We start from the raw sequence: 16249 nt of genomic DNA on the forward strand, positions 1-16249 counted from the left end.
GGCCTTCACTCTCCGGTGGCTCCGTCGATGCGCTCGCGGAGCAGGTCGGCGTGGCCGTTGTGCCGCGCGTACTCCTCGATCATGTGGGTGAGGACCCAGCGGAGCGAGTAGTCCTGGTCGCGGTGGCGCCCGGTGATGTCGAGGGACTCGGCGGCGTGCACGATGTCGCGGGACCGCGCGCACTCCTGGTCCCAGGCCTCGAACGCCTCGCCGGGGTCGGCGTCGTCGATCTCGAAGTCGACGTCATCGCCGGGCCGCCGCTTCCAGCGGTAGGCGATGTCCTCGCCGCTCAGCCTGATCCGGAGCCAGACCCGCTCGACCTCGGCCATGTGCCGGACCAGCCCGAGCAGTGACATGGCGGACGGCGGTACGGACCTCTGCCTGAGCTGCTCGGTGGTCAGCCCCGTGCACTTCATGGCCAGGGTCTCGCGCTGGAACTGCAGGAAGCCGGCCAGCGTCGCGCGCTCATCGGCCACCGGCGAAACGTCGGTCCTATCTTGATCGTCCACTTGGTGAGCATGCCACGGACCGGTGACCGCGCAGGAATCAGCGGACACCGGCGGAGGTCAGTCGCCTTTTTCGCGGACGTAGTGCGCGCGGGCCTTGGCGCGGTTGCCGCAGCCCGTCATCGAGCACCAGCGGCGTCGGCCGTTGCGTGAGGTGTCGAGGAACCAGAGCACGCAGTCATGTCCCGCGCACCGGCGCAGCCGGTCGGGCGACGCGGTGCGCAGGAGTTCGACGAGGGCTCGGGCGGTCTCCCAGGCGGGGCGCCAGTCCTCGTCGTCCAGGTCGATCCGTTCGGCAGGCCGATCGCGGTCGAGGGACAGTGCGAGCCGTCCGTGGTCGAGGACGGCGTTGACCCCGTCCGGCGATCCCTCTTCCAGAAACCGGCGGATCGCGTCGCGGGCCTCCAGCAGCGGCCGCCGGTACCCCTGCCCGGCGGGCGGTACGAGGCCGTGCTCGGTGAGCCACTCGCCGAACGCGGCGGGGTCGTCGAACACGTCATGGTCGCGCCCGCCGGCCGGCCATCGGGTGTTGACGAGGTCCAGCGCGAGCGGTTCTCCGGTGAGCGGTCTGTCGATCACTCCTCGATGATAACCGGCTATCTGGATTTTGCCGGTTGACGACGTTTGATCTAACCGTCTATCTTCAAATCATCGGTTAGATCAACGCCGGGCCGGCGGCCCGGGGAACGAGGTGCGTCATGGGAACAGTCGCCATCCATGCTCTGCAGACGGGGCACGTAGGGCTGAACGTGACCGATCTGGACCGATCACTGCCGTTCTACGTGCGGGTGTTCGGCTTCGAGGTGCAGGCCGAGGGCAAGGAGGACGGCCGCCGCTGGGCGTTCCTGGGACGGGACGGGCGCCTGGTGCTCACCCTGTGGCAGCAGAGCGGCACCGGCTTCTCCACCCAGACGGCGGGCCTGCACCACCTGTCGTTCCAGGTCGAGACGATCGACGAGGTGAAGGCCGCCGAGGGGCTGCTGCGCGAGCTGGGGGCCGGCTTCGCCCACGACGGCGTCGTCCCGCACGGCGAGGGCGCCGCCTCGGGAGGGATCTTCTTCACCGACCCCGACGGAATCCGCCTGGAGATCTACGCGCCTTCCGGTGCCGACACCGCGCCCGCTCCCACCGGAGCCGCTCCGACCTGCGGTTTCTTCTGACCGTACGGCCCGGCGCGTACCGATGAAAGGAGGCCGCTGTGGCGGTCGGTGTCCAGCACGAAAACGTCTACCACGAGGGTGAACGGGCCGCCCAGCGGCGCGCGGGCCTGTTCGATCAGGGCGGGTTCTCCTCCCGAGCGATCCGCGCGGAGATTCCCGAGGTGGCGCGAGGGTTCCTCGCCCAGCAGCCGATGGTGGTCCTCGGCGCCGCCGACCAGGGCGGGCGGATGTGGGCGACGCTGCTCACCGGACGGCCGGGCTTCCTGCAGGCCGAGGACGCTCGCACCGTCACCATCGGCGCCCGGCCCGTACCGGGCGACCCGCTGCACGCTCGCCTGGGCGGCCCCGCCCAGGTGGGCATGCTGGCGATCGAGCCGGCCCGGCATCGCCGGATGCGGATGAACGGCCGAGCCGTTCCCACCGCGCACGGCCTGCGGGTCGAGCTCGACCAGGTGTACTCCAACTGCCCCAAGTACATCCAGAAACGAGAGCCCGCCCGGGACCCGGCCGAGCCCGGCGAACCGCGCCGGTCCCTCGTCCTGTCCGATGGGCAGCGGCGCTCGATCGCCGGCGCCGATACGTTCTTCATCGCGACCGCCGACCGTGACGGCAACGCGGACGCCTCCCACCGCGGCGGCGCTCCGGGATTCGTCGAGGTGCTGTCGCCGACCGTGCTGCGCTGGCCCGACTACGTGGGCAACGCCATGTTCAACACGCTGGGCAACCTTGAGGTCCAGCCCAAGGCCGGGCTGCTGTTCCCGGACTGGCGGACCGGGGCCGTCCTGCAGCTCACCGGCACCGCGCGCACCGACTGGGACCCCGAGCGCGCCGCGCTGGTGCCCGGTGCCGAACGGCTGGTCGAGTTCACCGTCACCGGTGTCGTCGAGACTCCAGGCGCGAGCCCGCTGCGCTGGACCGAACCGGTTCCGTCCCGCTTCAACCCGCTCGCGCGGTGACCGTAGGCGTCAGCCGAGCCGGGCGGGGAGGACGGACGGGGGGATCGGCCCCTTGTTGCGGCGTCCCTGCTGGGTCTCCTCCCAGGCGTGGGCGAGGATGCCGATGCTGCGGCTGAGGACGAACAGGCCGCGGGCCAGGGGAGCGGGGAAGCCCAGTTCGGCGTAGATGATCGCGGTGGCGCCGTCGATGTTCATCGGGACCGGTCTCGTTCCCTTGACGGCGAGGTACGCCTCGGCCGCGAGACCGGCGCGGAGGTGGTCCCCGGAGACGACACCGTCGCGTACGGCGTCCTCGACCAGGGAAAGGAGCGGGTCGCGGCGCGGGTCGCGGGGATGGAAGCGATGCCCGAAGCCGGGGACGTAGCGCGGCCCTCGTTCGATGACCTGCTCGGCGGCGGCGGCCAGGGGCGTGCCGGTCGCCTCCTGCGCGAGGATCTCGTCGAGGAGGCGGACGCACTGCTCGCCGGCGCCGCCGTGGGAGTCGCCGAGGGTGTTGACGGCGCTGGCGACGGCGCTGTTGAGGCCGACGCCGCAGGTGGCGGCCATCCGGGCGACGGCGATCGAGGGGGCGTGCGGGCCGTGGTCGACGGCGGCGACCAGGGCCGCCTCGAGCAGGTCCGCCTGGCGGTCGGCCGGGAGGTCGCCGCGGAGCATCAGCCAGATCATCGAGGTGAGGCCGGTGCCGCCGATCAGTTCCTGGACGGGACGGCCGCGCAGTTCGATGACCCCCGGCTCCATCCGGGAGACGGCGGTGGCCCACCAGCCGGCGACGGCGCCGGTCGGATCGATGTCGCTCATGCGACCTCCTTGAGGCTGGGCGTGGGAGCTCATGGGGCGACGGCGTCCTCGGCCGTGTTCCAGCGGGCCGTCAGTGCCTCCCGCTCGTCGTTCTGCTGCCCCAGCAGCGGGGGAGGGGCGGTGGGACGCAGGGGTTCGCCGTTGTGGAGCACTCCGCTGCCGGCCACCCGGAGCGTCCGCCCCGAGCCGTCCGGAAAGGGCAGGTCGGTGAAGAACCCGCGGTCCTTCAGCTGGTCGAGTTCGACGGCCTGCGGCACGCTGGCGACGCGGGCCGCGGGCACGCCGGCGGCGCCGAGGATCTCCTCCCATTCCCGGGCCGTACGGCGGCGCAGCGCGGTGTTGAGCTCGGTGTCGAGCTCCTCGCGATGGAGCTTGCGGTCCTCCCGGTCCGCGAACCGCGGGTCGTCCGGAAGGTCGGGGCGGTCGAGTGCCTCGCAGAGGGTCTCGAACTGCTGCTGCCGGTTGGCCGCGATGTTCAGCGGGCCGTCGGAGGCCTCGAACGTCCCGGACGGGGCGGCGGTGGCGTTCTGGGTGCCCATCGGCTCGGGCGGTACCCCGCTGACCAGGTAGTTGGACGTCGCCCAGCCCATGGCCGAGACGGCGGCCTCCAGCATGGACACGTCCAGGAACGTACCGGTGCCGGTACGCGCCCGGCCGGCCAGCGCGGCGCAGATGTGCAGGGCGGCGGCCAGGCCGCCGACGGTGTCGCAGACCGGGAAGCCGACGCGCAGCGGAGCGGTCTCCTTGGTGCCGGTCACGCTCATCATCCCCGACAGCCCCTGGATGATCTGGTCGTACGCGGGTGCCTGGCTCATCGGGCCGGTCTGGCCGAAGCCGGAGATGGCGCAGTAGACGAGCCCGGGATTGAGGTCCTGGAGGCGGGGCCAGCCGAAGCCGAGACGGTCCAGCACGCCGGCGCGGAAGTTCTCCAGCAGCACGTCGGCGCCGCGCACCATGTCCTCGAAGCCGCTGCGGCCGGCCGGGTCCTTGAGGTCGATCTCGACCGACTTCTTGCCCGCGTTCTGCGCCAGGAACGACGCGCCCAGGCCGGTCCGGTTCAGCTCGGGGTCGGGGCCGAGCTGCCGCGCCAGATCGCCCTGGCCGGGGACCTCGATCTTGATGACCTCGGCGCCAAGCAGCATCAGCTGGTAGCTGCAGTACGGACCGGCGAGCACGTTGGTGAGGTCGAGGACCCGGATGCCGTCGAGCGGTCGCTCGTGCATGCGCTTGCTCCTTCTGTCGTGCGTCGCGTGCGCGGCCTGCCTGGGATCGACCAGCCTGTGGACGGCCCGCCCGCGATCAGCGGGCGGGGCCGAACGGGTGGTCGAAACCGCGCTCGGACATCTCCTTGGCCACCTGCTGCAGATCGGCGGCGAACAGCTCGACCTGGTCGTCGGTGAAGCGCACGGTCGGGCCGCTGAGCGACAGCGCGGCCACCACCTTTCCGGTACGGCCCAGGATCGGGACGGCGACGGCGGACAGCCCGTCGTCGCGCTCGCCGTGGCTGACCGCCCAGCCGCGGTGGGCGGCCTCGGTGATCCATTCGCGCAGGCGACGGACGTGGCCCTCGCCGTAGGGGGAGCTGACCGCGATCCGCGTCAGGAGGCTGTCGGGCGCGTCCCGCAGGAGGGCCTTGGACGAGGCGCCGGCCCACAGCGGCAGCTCGTCGCCGACGTGCACGACGTGGCGCAGCGGCTGCGGGCTCTCCTGCTGGGCCACGCAGACGCGGTAGATGTCGCGGAGCATGTAGAGGTTGACCGTCTCGCGCCTGCGCGCGCCCAGGTCGCGCATGGCCTTGCGGGTCTCCGGCGGCAGTTCCCAGCTGCTGCGGGCCAGGTGCGCCCACCGCCACAGCCCGGGACCCGGCTGGTAGCCGTTGGGCGTCGCCCAGAGCAGCCCGTTCTGCTCCAGGGTCTGGACGAGCCGGATGACGGTCGTCTTGGCCAGCCCGGTCGCCGCGACGATCTCGCGGACCGTGACGACGGGCCGTTCCTCGCTCAGCAGCGACATGATGTCCACGGCCCGCTGCACGCTGCGCACGCCCTGGGCATCGGCCGGCGATTCGGCTCCGGGCTCATTGGCTGGACTCACTGGCGTTCGATCTCCCCGGCTCTCGAGCGGTCATCGGCTGTTCCACTCCGCGGTCGTACGTTACACGCAGTCCGCATAGCGGTCTAGTTGGACCGTCAGTCGGTCGATTTGCGAAATCCGCGCACGAATTTCCCCGCCGCCACTTCCCCTTGTGAGCTGGCTCACCTATAACTAACTCACCGGTTCGAACATTAGGGCGGCCCGTGATCGTTCCCGGCCGCCGCCGTCCGTCGCGGCCGCTCATGGCGGAGACCCCGCCCGGAACTTTTGCCGCGAAGGCTCTTGTCAGGGCCCGCGAGGGCCCTTACGTTGACTCGAAAGTCCGCAAAGTGGGCTATTGAGACCGCTACGCGGTCCAGGAGGACGTTGATGCTCGAGCCGATACTCACGGCTGAATCCAAGGCCACAGTGGTGCAGGCGGCGGCGCTCGTGGCCGGGCAGTGGATCACCGATGGTCCGCAGAGTGAACGGATCGGACCATATTTGCGCCACCCGGTGAGCCGGGCCCCGGCGGCCGGCCCCGAGGACATCGCCGCGGTCCTGGCCTACGCCTGTACCTCCGCGCGGACGGTGGCGATGCTGGCCCCGGCCGCCCGTGCCGGGATCCTGGAACGGGCCTCGGCCGCCGCCGCCGAGAAGCGCGGGGACCTGGCCCGGCTGCTCGCCCTGGAGCTGGGCAAGCCGGTCAAGGACGGGCTCGGCGAGATCGACCGGGTGGCCGACACCTTCGCGGTGTGCGCGGCCGAGGCCCGGCGGATCGGCGGCGAGACGCTCCCGGTGGCGGGCTGGGACCGGGGGATCGGCAACACCGCGTTCACCTACCGCGCACCGGCGGGCGTGGCGCTGGCCATCACGCCGTTCAACGCGCCGGCCAACCTGCTGGCGCACAAGCTCGGCGCCTCGTTCGCCGCCGGGAACACCACGATCGTCAAGGCACCGCCGCAGGCCCCCGCCACCTCCGCCGCGATCGTCGCCCTGCTGACCGAGGCCGGGACGCCGTTCGAGGCCGTCCAGCTCCTGCACGGGGACGGCGGTGTCGGCGCCGCCCTCTGCGCGGCCGACGAGGTGAGCGTCATCAGTTTCACCGGCAGTGCGGCGACCGGCGCGGCGGTCGCGCGGGCGGCGGGCGCCAAACGGCTGGTCCTGGAACTGGGCGGGAACGCGGCCACCATCGTCTGCGACGACGCCGACATCGCCGCAGCCGCCCGCGTCTGCGCCCGTACCGGCTACACCAACTCCGGGCAGAGCTGCATCTCGGTGCAGCGGGTCTACGTGCACCGTCCTCGCTTCGAGGAGTTCCTCGACCTGTTCACCGCCGAGGTCGCGGCGCTGAACGTCGGCGACCCGCTCGATCCGGCCACCGATGTCGGCTCGATGGTGGACGAGGACGCCGCCGAACGGGTCGTGCGCTGGAGCGCCGAGGCCGCCGAGGCCGGCGCCCGCGTCGTGCTCGGCGGCTCGCGGGACGGTGCCACCGCCGCCCCGACCGTCGTGGCCGAGCCGCCCGACGACGCCTCGGTCGTCGCCCACGAGGTGTTCGGCGCCCTGGTCGCGGTGCTGCCCTTCGACGACTTCACCGAGGTGATCGAACGCTGCAACCGCAGCCGGTACGGGCTGCAGGCCGGCCTGTTCACCCGCGACATGGACCGGATCATCACGGCCTGGCGCGATCTGGAGGTCGGCGGGCTCATCGTGAACGGCTCGTCCAACCACCGGCTCGACCACGTTCCGTTCGGCGGGGTCAAGGACTCCGGCTTCGGGCGGGAGTCCCCGGGCTGCATGATCGACGACTACACCGTCGTCAAGACGCTGATGCTGCGCGGTACCTCCCTGTGGGGAGGCCGCGGATGAAGGCCGTCGCGCTGCTCGCCCCGGAGAACGTCGCGGTCCTGGACGGCCTGCCCGAGCCGTCCTGCGGCCCCGGCGAGGTCATCGTCGCCGTCCACGGCGTCGGCTTGTGCGGTTCCGACCTGGCCGTGGTGTCGGGCCGCCGGGCCGTGCCCGCGATGCCCTGGGTGCTCGGGCACGAGGCGTTCGGTGTCGTCGTGACGGTCGGCGCGGACGTCTCGAGCCGCCGCCCCGGCCAGCGGGTGGTGATCGAACCCAACTACCCGTGCATGGCCTGCGGCCCGTGCCGTTCCGGCGGTACGGCGGGATGCCGCGACCGCCGCGCCGCCGGGATCACCGAGCCCGGCCTGCTGGCCGAGCGCGTCGCCGTTCCGGCCCGGTGCACCTGGCCGGTCCCCGAGGACTGGGACGACACCGACGTGGTCTGCGTGGAGCCGCTGACCGTCGCGCTCCACGCCGTGCGCATGAGCGGCCTCGAGCCGGGCGACGGCTGCCTGGTCGTCGGCGCCGGAGCGCAGGGCCTGCTGGTGTGCCTGGCCGTACGGCACGCCGGCGGTGTGGCGTACGTGTCGGAGCCGCACGAGGGCCGCGCCGCCCTCGCCGTGGAGATGGGCGCGCACGCGGCCGGAACGGACCCGGACGAGCGGTTCCCGGTGGTGATCGAGGCCTCCGGCGCTCCCGAGGCGTTCGGGCGGGCACTGGAACGGGTCGCCCCCGGCGGCTGCGTGATCGCGGTCGGCCAGAGCGCCGTACCCGCCGAGATCTCCACGTTCACCCTGGTGCAGCGGCGGCTGACCGTGCGCGGCTGCCTCATCTACGACCACCCGGCCGGGTTCGCCGGCACCATCGCGACGCTGGCAGCGAGCGACCTGCGGCCGGGCCGGGTCCTGCGCGAATGCTACGAACTCGCCGACGCGCCCAAGGCGTTCGAGCGGGCCGCCGACATCGCCGGCAAGACCTGGATCAGCCTGCCCCGCAACGAGGAGATGACCTCATGACCGTCGACACCCGTCCCCAGGACGGCATGGCCGGCGGCGACGCCGCCCAGGTCACCGCCGCCGAGGGGCTGGTCCGCCAGCTGGAGCTGTACGGCGTCGAGTACGTCTTCGGTACCTGCGGCCATACCAACATCGCGCTGCTGGATGCGCTGGGCCGCAGCCCGATCACCTTCGTCATCGCCCGCCACGAGCAGGCGGCCGCGCACGCCGCCGACGGCTACGCCCGCGCGTCGGGCCGGCCGGGCGTCCTGCTGCTGCACGTGGGTCCCGGAATGATGAACGCCGTCACCGGGGTGGCCACCGCCGCGCTCGACTCGGTGCCGCTGATCGCCATCGCGGGCGACGTCCCCTCCTATTACTACGGGCGGCATCCGCACCAGGAGGTGAACCTGCACGCCGACGCCGACCAGACCGCGATCTACCGGCCGTTCGTGAAGCGGGCCTGGCAGGTGCAGCGAGCCGAGGACCTGGGCCGGTTCACCGAACGGGCGTTCTGGACGGCGACGAGCGGGCGGCCCGGCGCGGTGCTGATCAACGTGCCGATGGACCTGTTCTCCCGGCGGGTGGCGCGCGAGGACCATCCGCCGTCCGAGCACATGTCCGGGCCCGGCCTGCCCGCCCCGGTCGCCGGCCGGATCGCCGCGCTGCTGGACGGGGCCCGGCAGCCGCTGATCTACCTCGGCGGCGGGCTGCGCGGCGGGCCCGGACGTGCCCCGCTGCTGTCGATCGCCGAGCATCTGGACATCCCGATCGTGCACTCGCTGATGGGCAAGGGGGCGATCCCCGACGAGCACCCCCTGCTCCTGGGCATGCCGGGATTCTGGGGACTGAGCACCACCAACGACTACGCCCGTACCGCCGATGTCGTGCTCGCGCTCGCCACTCGATTCGCCGAGACCGACGCCAGCTCGTGGGACCCGCGGTTCACCTGGAACCTCGGCCGCGAACCGGGCCAGGGCCGGCTGGTCCAGATCGACATCGACCCCGCCGAGATCGGCCGCAACTACCCGGTGGAGATCGGCGCGGCCGCCGACGTCACGCTGGCGGTCGAGGCGATCGCCGCGGCCGTGCACGAGGTACGGCCCGAGCCCGTCTCCCGGCCCGGCCTGCGCGAACGGATCCGTACCGCCCGGACGGAGCTCTTCGCCGCCAGCCGCGAGCGGGGCCGCAGCGACGACTTCCCGCTCCGGCCCGAGCGGATCCTGCGCGACCTGCGCGACGCGCTTCCGGACGACGCGGTGCTGGTCACCGACGTGGGCTGGAACAAGAACGGTGTCGCCCAGTGCTACGAGCTGCCCGCCGAGGGCCGGTTCATCACCCCCGGCGGCGCCTCGACCATGGGCTTCGGGCCCGCCGCCGCGGTCGGCGTCCAGATCGCCCAGCCGGGCCGCGTCGTGGTCGCGCTGGTCGGCGACGGCGGGATGAGCGCGCAGCTGCCGGCGCTCCCGATGGCCGTCGAGCAGGGCCTGCCGGTGATCTTCGTGGTGATGAACAACCGGGCCCACGGAACGATCGCCGACCTGCAGGCGGCGAACTTCGGTGCCAGCTACGGCTGCGAGTTCGCCGACCCGGAAGGGCGGCCCTACAGCCCCGACTTCGCGGCGCTCGCCGAGTCCTGCGGAGCCGACGGGTACCGGATCCCCGACCCCGGTTCGCTGGCCTCGGCGCTGCGGACGGCCGTCGCCCGGCGGCGGCCCGCCGTACTGGACGTGCCGATGGTCAACGAGCCGGTGCCCACGCCCGGCCACTGGAACATCAACGACATCTACCAGGGCGTCTTCCCGCCCAGCGGCTAGCCGCCACCGTCCAGCCACCACCGTCCAGCCGTCCGTGCCCAGCCGACGTCCTTCACCCGAGGCCGCTCCCCGCCCGCTCCACCCGACGTCCCTCCCGACCCCCACCCCCCATCCCCGAGGTGACCTCCATGTTCAACCTTTCCAGGGTCCGTGTCTCCGCCTTGGCCGCCGGCGTGCTGGCGGCGAGCCTGACCGCCGCCTGCGCCGCGCCCGGGCAGTCGGAGGACACCGGTTCCGGCGGCTCCGGCCCGATCAAGATCGCTCTCGTCGACGCCCAGAGCGGGCAGCTGAGCTCGCTCGGCAAGTGGGAGCACAAGGGCGCCAAGCTCGCCGTCGACGAGTGGAACAAGGCCGGCGGCATCAACGGCCGCAAGATCCAGCTGGACGTCTTCGACGACCAGGGCGACCCGACCGTCGGCACCAACATCGCACGCAAGATCGCCAGCCAGAAGTACATCGCGATGCTCGGGACGGCCGAGAGCGCCGTGACGATCGCGATGGCGCCCATCCTGCGCCAGTTCGAGATCCCCAACATCGCCTCGGGCCAGTCGCCGGGCATGGTGGCGCTCAAGAGCCCGTACCTGTTCCTGAACGGTCCCACCAGCACGACCTACGACGAGACCCTCGCCAAGTACATCGCCGACACCAAGAAGATGAAGAAGATCGCGCTGATCACCAACAACGGCGCGTACGGCAAGGGCGAGCACGACGCGTTCGTCAAGGCCCTGGAGTCCCGCTCGATCAAGCCGGTCGCCGACGAGGTCGTCACCATCGACCAGAAGGACTTCAGCGCGCAGCTGACCAAGATCCGGCAGCAGCGGCCGGAGGTGATCTTCCTCGGCGCCGAGGAGGTCGAGTCCGGGCTGATCGTCAAGCAGGCCCGCGACCTCGGCATCACCGCCCCGTTCGCCGGCGCGGCCCCGCAGGGCACGCCCGTCTTCCTCGACACCGCGGGCGCCAAGAACGCCGAGGGGACGATCGTCAGCTCGCCGTACCTCAGCAACGACATCAGCGAGGACGCCAAGAAGTTCGCCGCCGCGTACAAGGCCGCCTTCAACGAGGAGGCCGAGATGCACGGGGCCAAGGCCTACGACGGCACCCAGATCATGCTGACCGCGATGAAGAACAGCAACGTGGCGACCGGCAAGAAGCTGGCCGACGCGATCCGCGCGGTGAAGCACCCGGGACTGCTGGGCGACTTCGCCTTCGACGAGACCGGGGTCGGGATCAAGGAGACCACCATCGGGATCATGAAGGACGGGGTGCTCGTGAAGGCCGAGGGCTGACCGGAACGACCGGACGAACGACGGCGGCCGGACCACCCGTGTCCGGCCGCCCCGCCATCGGCCAGAAAGAGAACCATGCAAGTCTTTCTTCAGACCCTGATAGGTGGACTGAGCCTCGGCGCGATCTACGCCCTGGTGGCGATGGGGTTCTCCCTCGTCTACCGCACCATGGGGCTGGTCAACTTCGCGCACGGCGACGTGCTCATGATCGGCGCGTACGCGGCGTCCACGTTCTACATGTCGACCAAGCTGCCCTTCGCGGTGGCCATGACCCTGGCCATCGCGCTCACCGGGCTCATCGGGCTGTTCATCGAGCGGGTGCTGCGCCCGCTGGAGAACAAGGACTTCACCCTGATGCTGATCGGCACGATCGGCTTCGGCATGGTGCTGCAGGCGGTGGCCGTGCTGATCTGGGGCGCCACCGGGCACGCCGTCGACAACCCGGTCCCGGCCGCCCCGCTGGAGCTGTTCGGCCTGCGGGTGCGCACCTATGACCTGGTCGTGCTGCTCATCGCCGCGGTCGCCGTCGTGCTGCTGGTCGGCTTCCTGCAGCGCACCAAGCGGGGCGCGGCCATGCAGGCCGTCGCGATGGACCACGAGGCCGCCACGGCCGTCGGCATCCACGTCGGCCGCAGCAACGCCATCGCGTTCGCGATCGGGGCCGGGCTGGCGGCGCTGGCCGGCGGGCTGGTCGGGCCGCTGCTGTACGTGAACCCGACGATGGGCGGGGTGATCGGGATCAAGGGCTTCGCGGCCGCGATGCTCGGCGGCTGCGGGCACATCCCCGGGGCCATCGTCGGCGGCCTGGCGATCGGGATCCTGGACTCCTTCGCCGCCGGGCACTTCCAGGGCTACTCCGAGCTGGTGGTGTTCCTGGTCTTCACGGTGGTCATCATGATCCGGCCGACCGGACTGTTCGGCGAGATGACGGTGAGCCGCGCATGAACCTCCTCCGACACCGCCGCACCCCGCGGCTCGGTGCCCTCGTGGCGCTGGGCGTCGCGGCGTTCCTGCTGCCGTACCAGCTCGGCGGCTACGCCATCCACGTCGTCAACGTCGCGCTCGTGTTCGCGCTGCTGGCGATCGGGATGGGCCTGGCGATGGGCATCGCCGGGCAGATCAACCTCGCGCAGGTCGCCTTCTTCGGCGTCAGCGCGTACGCGACCGCGATCCTCACCACCCACAGCGGCCTGGGCTTCTGGCCCGCGGCGGCGCTGGCCATGGTCGCCTCCGCGCTGATCGGGCTGCTGGTCGGCATCCCCGCGCTGCGCATGCAGTCGCACTACCTGGGCATCGTCACGCTCGGGCTCGCGCTGGCGTTCATCAACTGGGCCACCAACGCCGAGATCGCCGGCGGCGCCGAGGGGATCTCCGCGATCCCGGTCCCGCCGATGTTCGGCATCGACCTGTCCAGCGAGTACCTCTACTACTACCTGGAAGTGGTGGTGTTCGCGATCGCGCTGGCCTTCGGGCTGTTCGTGGTCCGCACCGGGCTGGGCCGGCGGCTGATGGCGATGCGCGACGACCCGCTGGCCGCGGGCGCCGTCGGCGCGGAGATCCCGCTGCTGCGGATGACCGCGTTCATGCTGTCCAGCGTGTTCGGCGGCATCGCCGGCGTGCTCTACGTGGGCCTGATCCGCTACATCGCGCCCGAGACGTTCAACATCGCCAACATGTTCCTGCTGCTGGCGATGGTGGTGATCGGCGGCCGGCAGAGTCTGGTCGGCTGCGTGGTCGGCGCGATCGGGCTGACGCTGGTCCGCGAGCAGCTGGTGGACTACCCCACCTACGCCCAGCTGGGCTTCGGCGCGGTCGTGGTGATCATGGTGGTGTTCGCCCCCACGGGGCTGGCCGGAATCCCGGCACGCGCGCGGGTCGCGATGGACCGCCGCCGGGGCAGGACCGCCGAGCGCGCCGAGTTGCGCCCGTTCCAGCCGTACGAGTCGGTGGAGCCCGAGCCCGCCGGCGCCGCCGAGGCCGAACGGGACGTCCCCCCGATGCTGGAGGTACGCGCGGTCAGCAAGCACTTCCGCGGGCTCAAGGCACTCGACGAGGTCTCGGTGACCGTCGCGCGCGGCGAGATCCGCGGCATCGTCGGGCCCAACGGCTCCGGCAAGACCACGCTCTTCAACGTCGTCAGCGGCTTCTACCGGGCGACCGGCGGCCAGGTGGCGATGGACGGGCGGGTCGTCTCCGGGTCCCGCCCGTACCGGCTCTCCATGCTCGGCGCGGCGCGCACCTTCCAGAACCTGCGGCTGTTCGCCGAGATGAGCGTCAAGGACAACCTGCTGGTCGCCCTGGACCGCTCGCGCACGGTCGCGATCTGGCAGTACGTGCTGTGGCCGGTGGGCATCTGGCGGCGCGAGCACCGGCTCAACGAGCAGGCGGACGCGCTGCTGTCCCGCTTCGGGCTGACCGAGTTCGCGCAGGCGGCCCCGGGCTCGCTGCCGTACGGCATCCAGCGCCGGATCGAGATCGCCCGCGCGATGGCGGGCTCGCCGCGCCTGCTGCTGCTGGACGAGCCGGCCGCCGGGCTCAACGGCGAGGAGGTACGGCAGCTCGCCGCGATCGTGCGGTCCATCCGCGACAGCGGCGTCACCGTCGTGCTGATCGAGCACAACATGGGCCTGGTCATGTCGCTGTGCGAGCGGGTGACCGTGCTGGCCGGCGGCGTGGTGATCGCCGAGGGAACACCGGACGAGGTCGTCGGCGACCACCGGGTGATCGAGGCCTACCTCGGTGACTCCGCCATGGCCGAGATGCCCCTGCCGACCACAACGGAGGTGAGCCCATGAACAGCGGCACCACGGCGAAGGAAGAGCGGAAGCCCGGGCCCGTGCCCGGTCCCGCCCCCGAGACCCTGACGGTGGCGGACCTGTCGGTCCACTACGGCGGGGTGTGCGCGGTCAGGTCCATCTCGTTCACTGTGGAGCCGGGCCAGTCGGTCGGCATCATCGGCGCGAACGGGGCGGGCAAGACCTCCACGCTCAAGGCGCTGATGGGCCTGGTGCCCCGCAGCGGCGGCGCGGTCCGGTTCGGTGAGACGGACCTGACCAGGGTGAAGGCGCGGGACGTGGTCCGGCACGGGATCGGCTACGTCCCCGAGGGCCGGCACGTGTTCCCCGGGCTTCCGGTCGAGAAGAACCTGATGCTGGGCGCCTACGCCCGTTCGTGGCGCGACGCGGGGACCCGGGAGACGCTGGACGAGGTGTACGAGATCTTCCCGGTGCTCCGGGAGATGCGCGGCCGCCTCGCCGGCGCCCTGTCGGGCGGCCAGCAGCAGATGCTCGCCGTCGGCCGTGCGCTGATGGCCAAGCCCCGGCTGCTGCTGCTGGACGAGCCGTCCATGGGCCTGTCGCCCAAGCTCGTCGAGGACATCCTGGCCGTGCTGGTGCGGCTGCGCGAGGAGGGGCTGAGCCTGCTGCTGGTGGAGCAGAACGCGAAGCTGACGTTCGAGGCCACCAGCGACTGCGTCGTCATGGAGAACGGCGAGGTCGCGATGACCGGGACGTCCCGGGAGCTGCGCGAGGACGTCCGCGTAAGACGCATCTACCTGGGCCTCTAACCCCCGGCCACCGCTCCCCCCTCGCGTTGACTCGTGGCGTGTTCGCCTTTTCATCGCTCTGGAAGGGCGAACACGCCAAGAGTCAACCGGCGGGGGTCAGCGGCAGAAGGGCTTCTTGCCCATGGTGGATTCGATTCCGCCTAGGACCATCTTCTGGAACTGCGGTGCGCCGGGGAACGTCGAGCCGTCGTCGGTGAACGCCTTGGCGTCGTGCCCGAGCGTGGTCAGCCAGGCCCGGCCGCCGTCGTAGTACTGGCACCAGGCGACGGGGTGGGACGCGCCGTGCCCGGGGTGGCCCTGGCCGCCCTCGGCGCCTCTCTCCAGCGTGCCTTCGTCCACCGAGGCGAGGATCCGGACCCGGGACGGGAAGGGGATCAGGTTGTACCACTCGTCGCTGAACGCCCAGCGCGCCGGAAGCCCGGCGGTGGAGGCGTCCCTGCGGCCGTTGGTCTGGACGGTCCCCGGTTGCGAGGGCCCGTGGTCGTAGAAGTTGGTGCCGCCGAGGAGCCCCTCGTACCAGGGCCAGTTGTACTCGGTGCCGAACGCGTTGTGGATGCCGACGAACCCGCCGCCGCCCCGGACGTACTGGCGCAGCGAGGTCTGCGCGGCGTCGTCCAGGGTGTCGCGCGTGGTGCTGAGGAACACCACGGCGTTGTAGGCGAACAGCCGCCCGGCCGAGGAGAGCCGGGTGACGTCCTCGGTCCAGTCGACGGTGAAGCCGTTGTCCTTGCCCATCTTCACCAGGGCGCTCTGCGCCACGTTCGCCTCGGCCAGCGGCGGGTTGAGGCCGGGGGCGAGCGCGGGGCCGAGGTTGGCGTGCCGGGGGCCGGCGGTACGGCTGTACACCAGGATCTTGTAGCCGGCGGCGGGGTCGAAGTTGCCCCAGTCGTGGTAGCAGCGGGGGTCGGTGCCCCGGCAGACGCCGTACTCGGGGTCGCCGAGCTGCTCGGCGCCGCGGTCCTTCGGCTTGGCCCGGTGGCTTCCGGCCGCGGCGGGCAGCCCGCTGGCCAGCATGGCCGCGATCAGCACCGCGGCGGTCCCGATCGCCGTCACCACCACGGTGACCAGACGGGACGAGGGTCTCCTCATGGTGCGGGTTCCTTCCTTGCAGGCATCCTCCGAGGTCCACCTAGTGGTCTAGTCGGACCGCTCAGAGGTTGGATGACGATCTCATGCCGGTCCCGCGACGACAAGGGCCGCCGCCGGACGGTGGCCTGGAGCGGCCGGTTCTCCGGCGGAAAGGCA

The 16249-nt window shown here is 71.7% G+C and carries 15 protein-coding genes; 9 read left to right on the plus strand and 6 right to left on the minus strand.

Annotation, left to right across the window (positions count from 1 at the left end; genetic code table 11):
* Window positions 1-5 precede the first annotated feature (5 nt).
* Together ACH34Q_RS35400 and ACH34Q_RS35405 are read right to left on the minus strand one after the other, a co-directional pair.
* Entirely contained in the window at window positions 6-509 is a 504-nt protein-coding gene (locus tag ACH34Q_RS35400; protein ID WP_395987514.1) for a DinB family protein, read from the minus strand.
* Window positions 510-566: 57 nt separating this feature from the next.
* Window positions 567-1085: a CGNR zinc finger domain-containing protein gene (locus ACH34Q_RS35405; RefSeq protein WP_395987515.1), complete on the minus strand. Its 519-nt coding sequence runs from the start codon at window positions 1083-1085 to the stop codon at window positions 567-569.
* A 119-nt stretch (window positions 1086-1204) separates the two neighbouring features.
* On the opposite strand from ACH34Q_RS35405, the gene ACH34Q_RS35410 reads away from it, so the two are divergent.
* Window positions 1205-1666 carry a VOC family protein gene (locus ACH34Q_RS35410; RefSeq protein ID WP_395987516.1) on the plus strand — a complete coding sequence of 154 codons (462 nt, stop codon included), beginning with the start codon at window positions 1205-1207 and terminating at the stop codon, window positions 1664-1666.
* A gap of 38 nt (window positions 1667-1704) precedes the next feature.
* On the plus strand, window positions 1705-2622 hold the full coding sequence (locus ACH34Q_RS35415) for a pyridoxamine 5'-phosphate oxidase family protein (protein ID WP_395987517.1): 918 nt from the start codon (window positions 1705-1707) through the stop codon (window positions 2620-2622).
* A 9-nt stretch (window positions 2623-2631) separates the two neighbouring features.
* Here the strand turns inward: ACH34Q_RS35415 and ACH34Q_RS35420 are convergent, their stop codons facing one another.
* The 3 genes from ACH34Q_RS35420 to ACH34Q_RS35430 all read right to left on the minus strand — a co-directional run bounded on the left by ACH34Q_RS35420 (window position 2632) and on the right by ACH34Q_RS35430 (window position 5511).
* Window positions 2632-3420: a citryl-CoA lyase gene (locus tag ACH34Q_RS35420; RefSeq protein ID WP_395987518.1), complete on the minus strand. Its 789-nt coding sequence runs from the start codon at window positions 3418-3420 to the stop codon at window positions 2632-2634.
* A gap of 29 nt (window positions 3421-3449) precedes the next feature.
* Entirely contained in the window at window positions 3450-4643 is a 1194-nt protein-coding gene (locus tag ACH34Q_RS35425) for a CaiB/BaiF CoA transferase family protein (protein ID WP_395987519.1), read from the minus strand.
* 76 nt (window positions 4644-4719) lie between these two features.
* Window positions 4720-5511 (minus strand): IclR family transcriptional regulator, encoded by a 792-nt coding sequence (locus ACH34Q_RS35430; RefSeq protein WP_395987520.1) that lies wholly within the window; start codon window positions 5509-5511, stop codon window positions 4720-4722.
* Between the two features lie 369 nt (window positions 5512-5880).
* Here ACH34Q_RS35430 and ACH34Q_RS35435 point away from each other — a divergent pair, with 369 nt between their 5' ends.
* From ACH34Q_RS35435 to ACH34Q_RS35465, 7 genes are all read left to right on the plus strand, one after another.
* Window positions 5881-7362, plus strand: a complete 1482-nt coding sequence (locus tag ACH34Q_RS35435) for an aldehyde dehydrogenase family protein (protein ID WP_395987521.1) — start codon at window positions 5881-5883, stop codon at window positions 7360-7362.
* A complete protein-coding gene (locus ACH34Q_RS35440; protein ID WP_395987522.1) occupies window positions 7359-8357 on the plus strand; it encodes a zinc-binding dehydrogenase in 999 nt (332 codons plus the stop codon). Before ACH34Q_RS35435 ends, ACH34Q_RS35440 begins: the two co-directional genes overlap by 4 nt.
* Entirely contained in the window at window positions 8354-10153 is a 1800-nt protein-coding gene (locus tag ACH34Q_RS35445; RefSeq protein ID WP_395987523.1) for a thiamine pyrophosphate-binding protein, read from the plus strand. The genes ACH34Q_RS35440 and ACH34Q_RS35445 overlap by 4 nt, the downstream gene beginning before the upstream one ends.
* A gap of 128 nt (window positions 10154-10281) precedes the next feature.
* Window positions 10282-11439, plus strand: coding sequence for an ABC transporter substrate-binding protein (locus ACH34Q_RS35450; protein WP_395987524.1), 1158 nt, complete (start codon window positions 10282-10284; stop codon window positions 11437-11439).
* Window positions 11440-11514: 75 nt separating this feature from the next.
* Window positions 11515-12384: a branched-chain amino acid ABC transporter permease gene (locus ACH34Q_RS35455; RefSeq protein ID WP_395987525.1), complete on the plus strand. Its 870-nt coding sequence runs from the start codon at window positions 11515-11517 to the stop codon at window positions 12382-12384.
* Window positions 12381-14234, plus strand: a complete 1854-nt coding sequence (locus ACH34Q_RS35460; protein WP_395987526.1) for an ATP-binding cassette domain-containing protein — start codon at window positions 12381-12383, stop codon at window positions 14232-14234. The genes ACH34Q_RS35455 and ACH34Q_RS35460 overlap by 4 nt, the downstream gene beginning before the upstream one ends.
* Window positions 14231-15004 carry an ABC transporter ATP-binding protein gene (locus tag ACH34Q_RS35465; RefSeq protein WP_395987527.1) on the plus strand — a complete coding sequence of 258 codons (774 nt, stop codon included), beginning with the start codon at window positions 14231-14233 and terminating at the stop codon, window positions 15002-15004. The genes ACH34Q_RS35460 and ACH34Q_RS35465 overlap by 4 nt, the downstream gene beginning before the upstream one ends.
* Window positions 15005-15100: 96 nt before the next feature.
* On the opposite strand, the gene ACH34Q_RS35470 is transcribed toward ACH34Q_RS35465, so the two are convergent.
* Window positions 15101-16093, minus strand: coding sequence for a ThuA domain-containing protein (locus tag ACH34Q_RS35470; RefSeq protein WP_395987528.1), 993 nt, complete (start codon window positions 16091-16093; stop codon window positions 15101-15103).
* Window positions 16094-16249 lie beyond the last annotated feature (156 nt).

The organism is Actinomadura sp. 9N407 (genome assembly GCF_044326315.1).
Taxonomy (GTDB): domain Bacteria; phylum Actinomycetota; class Actinomycetes; order Streptosporangiales; family Streptosporangiaceae; genus Spirillospora.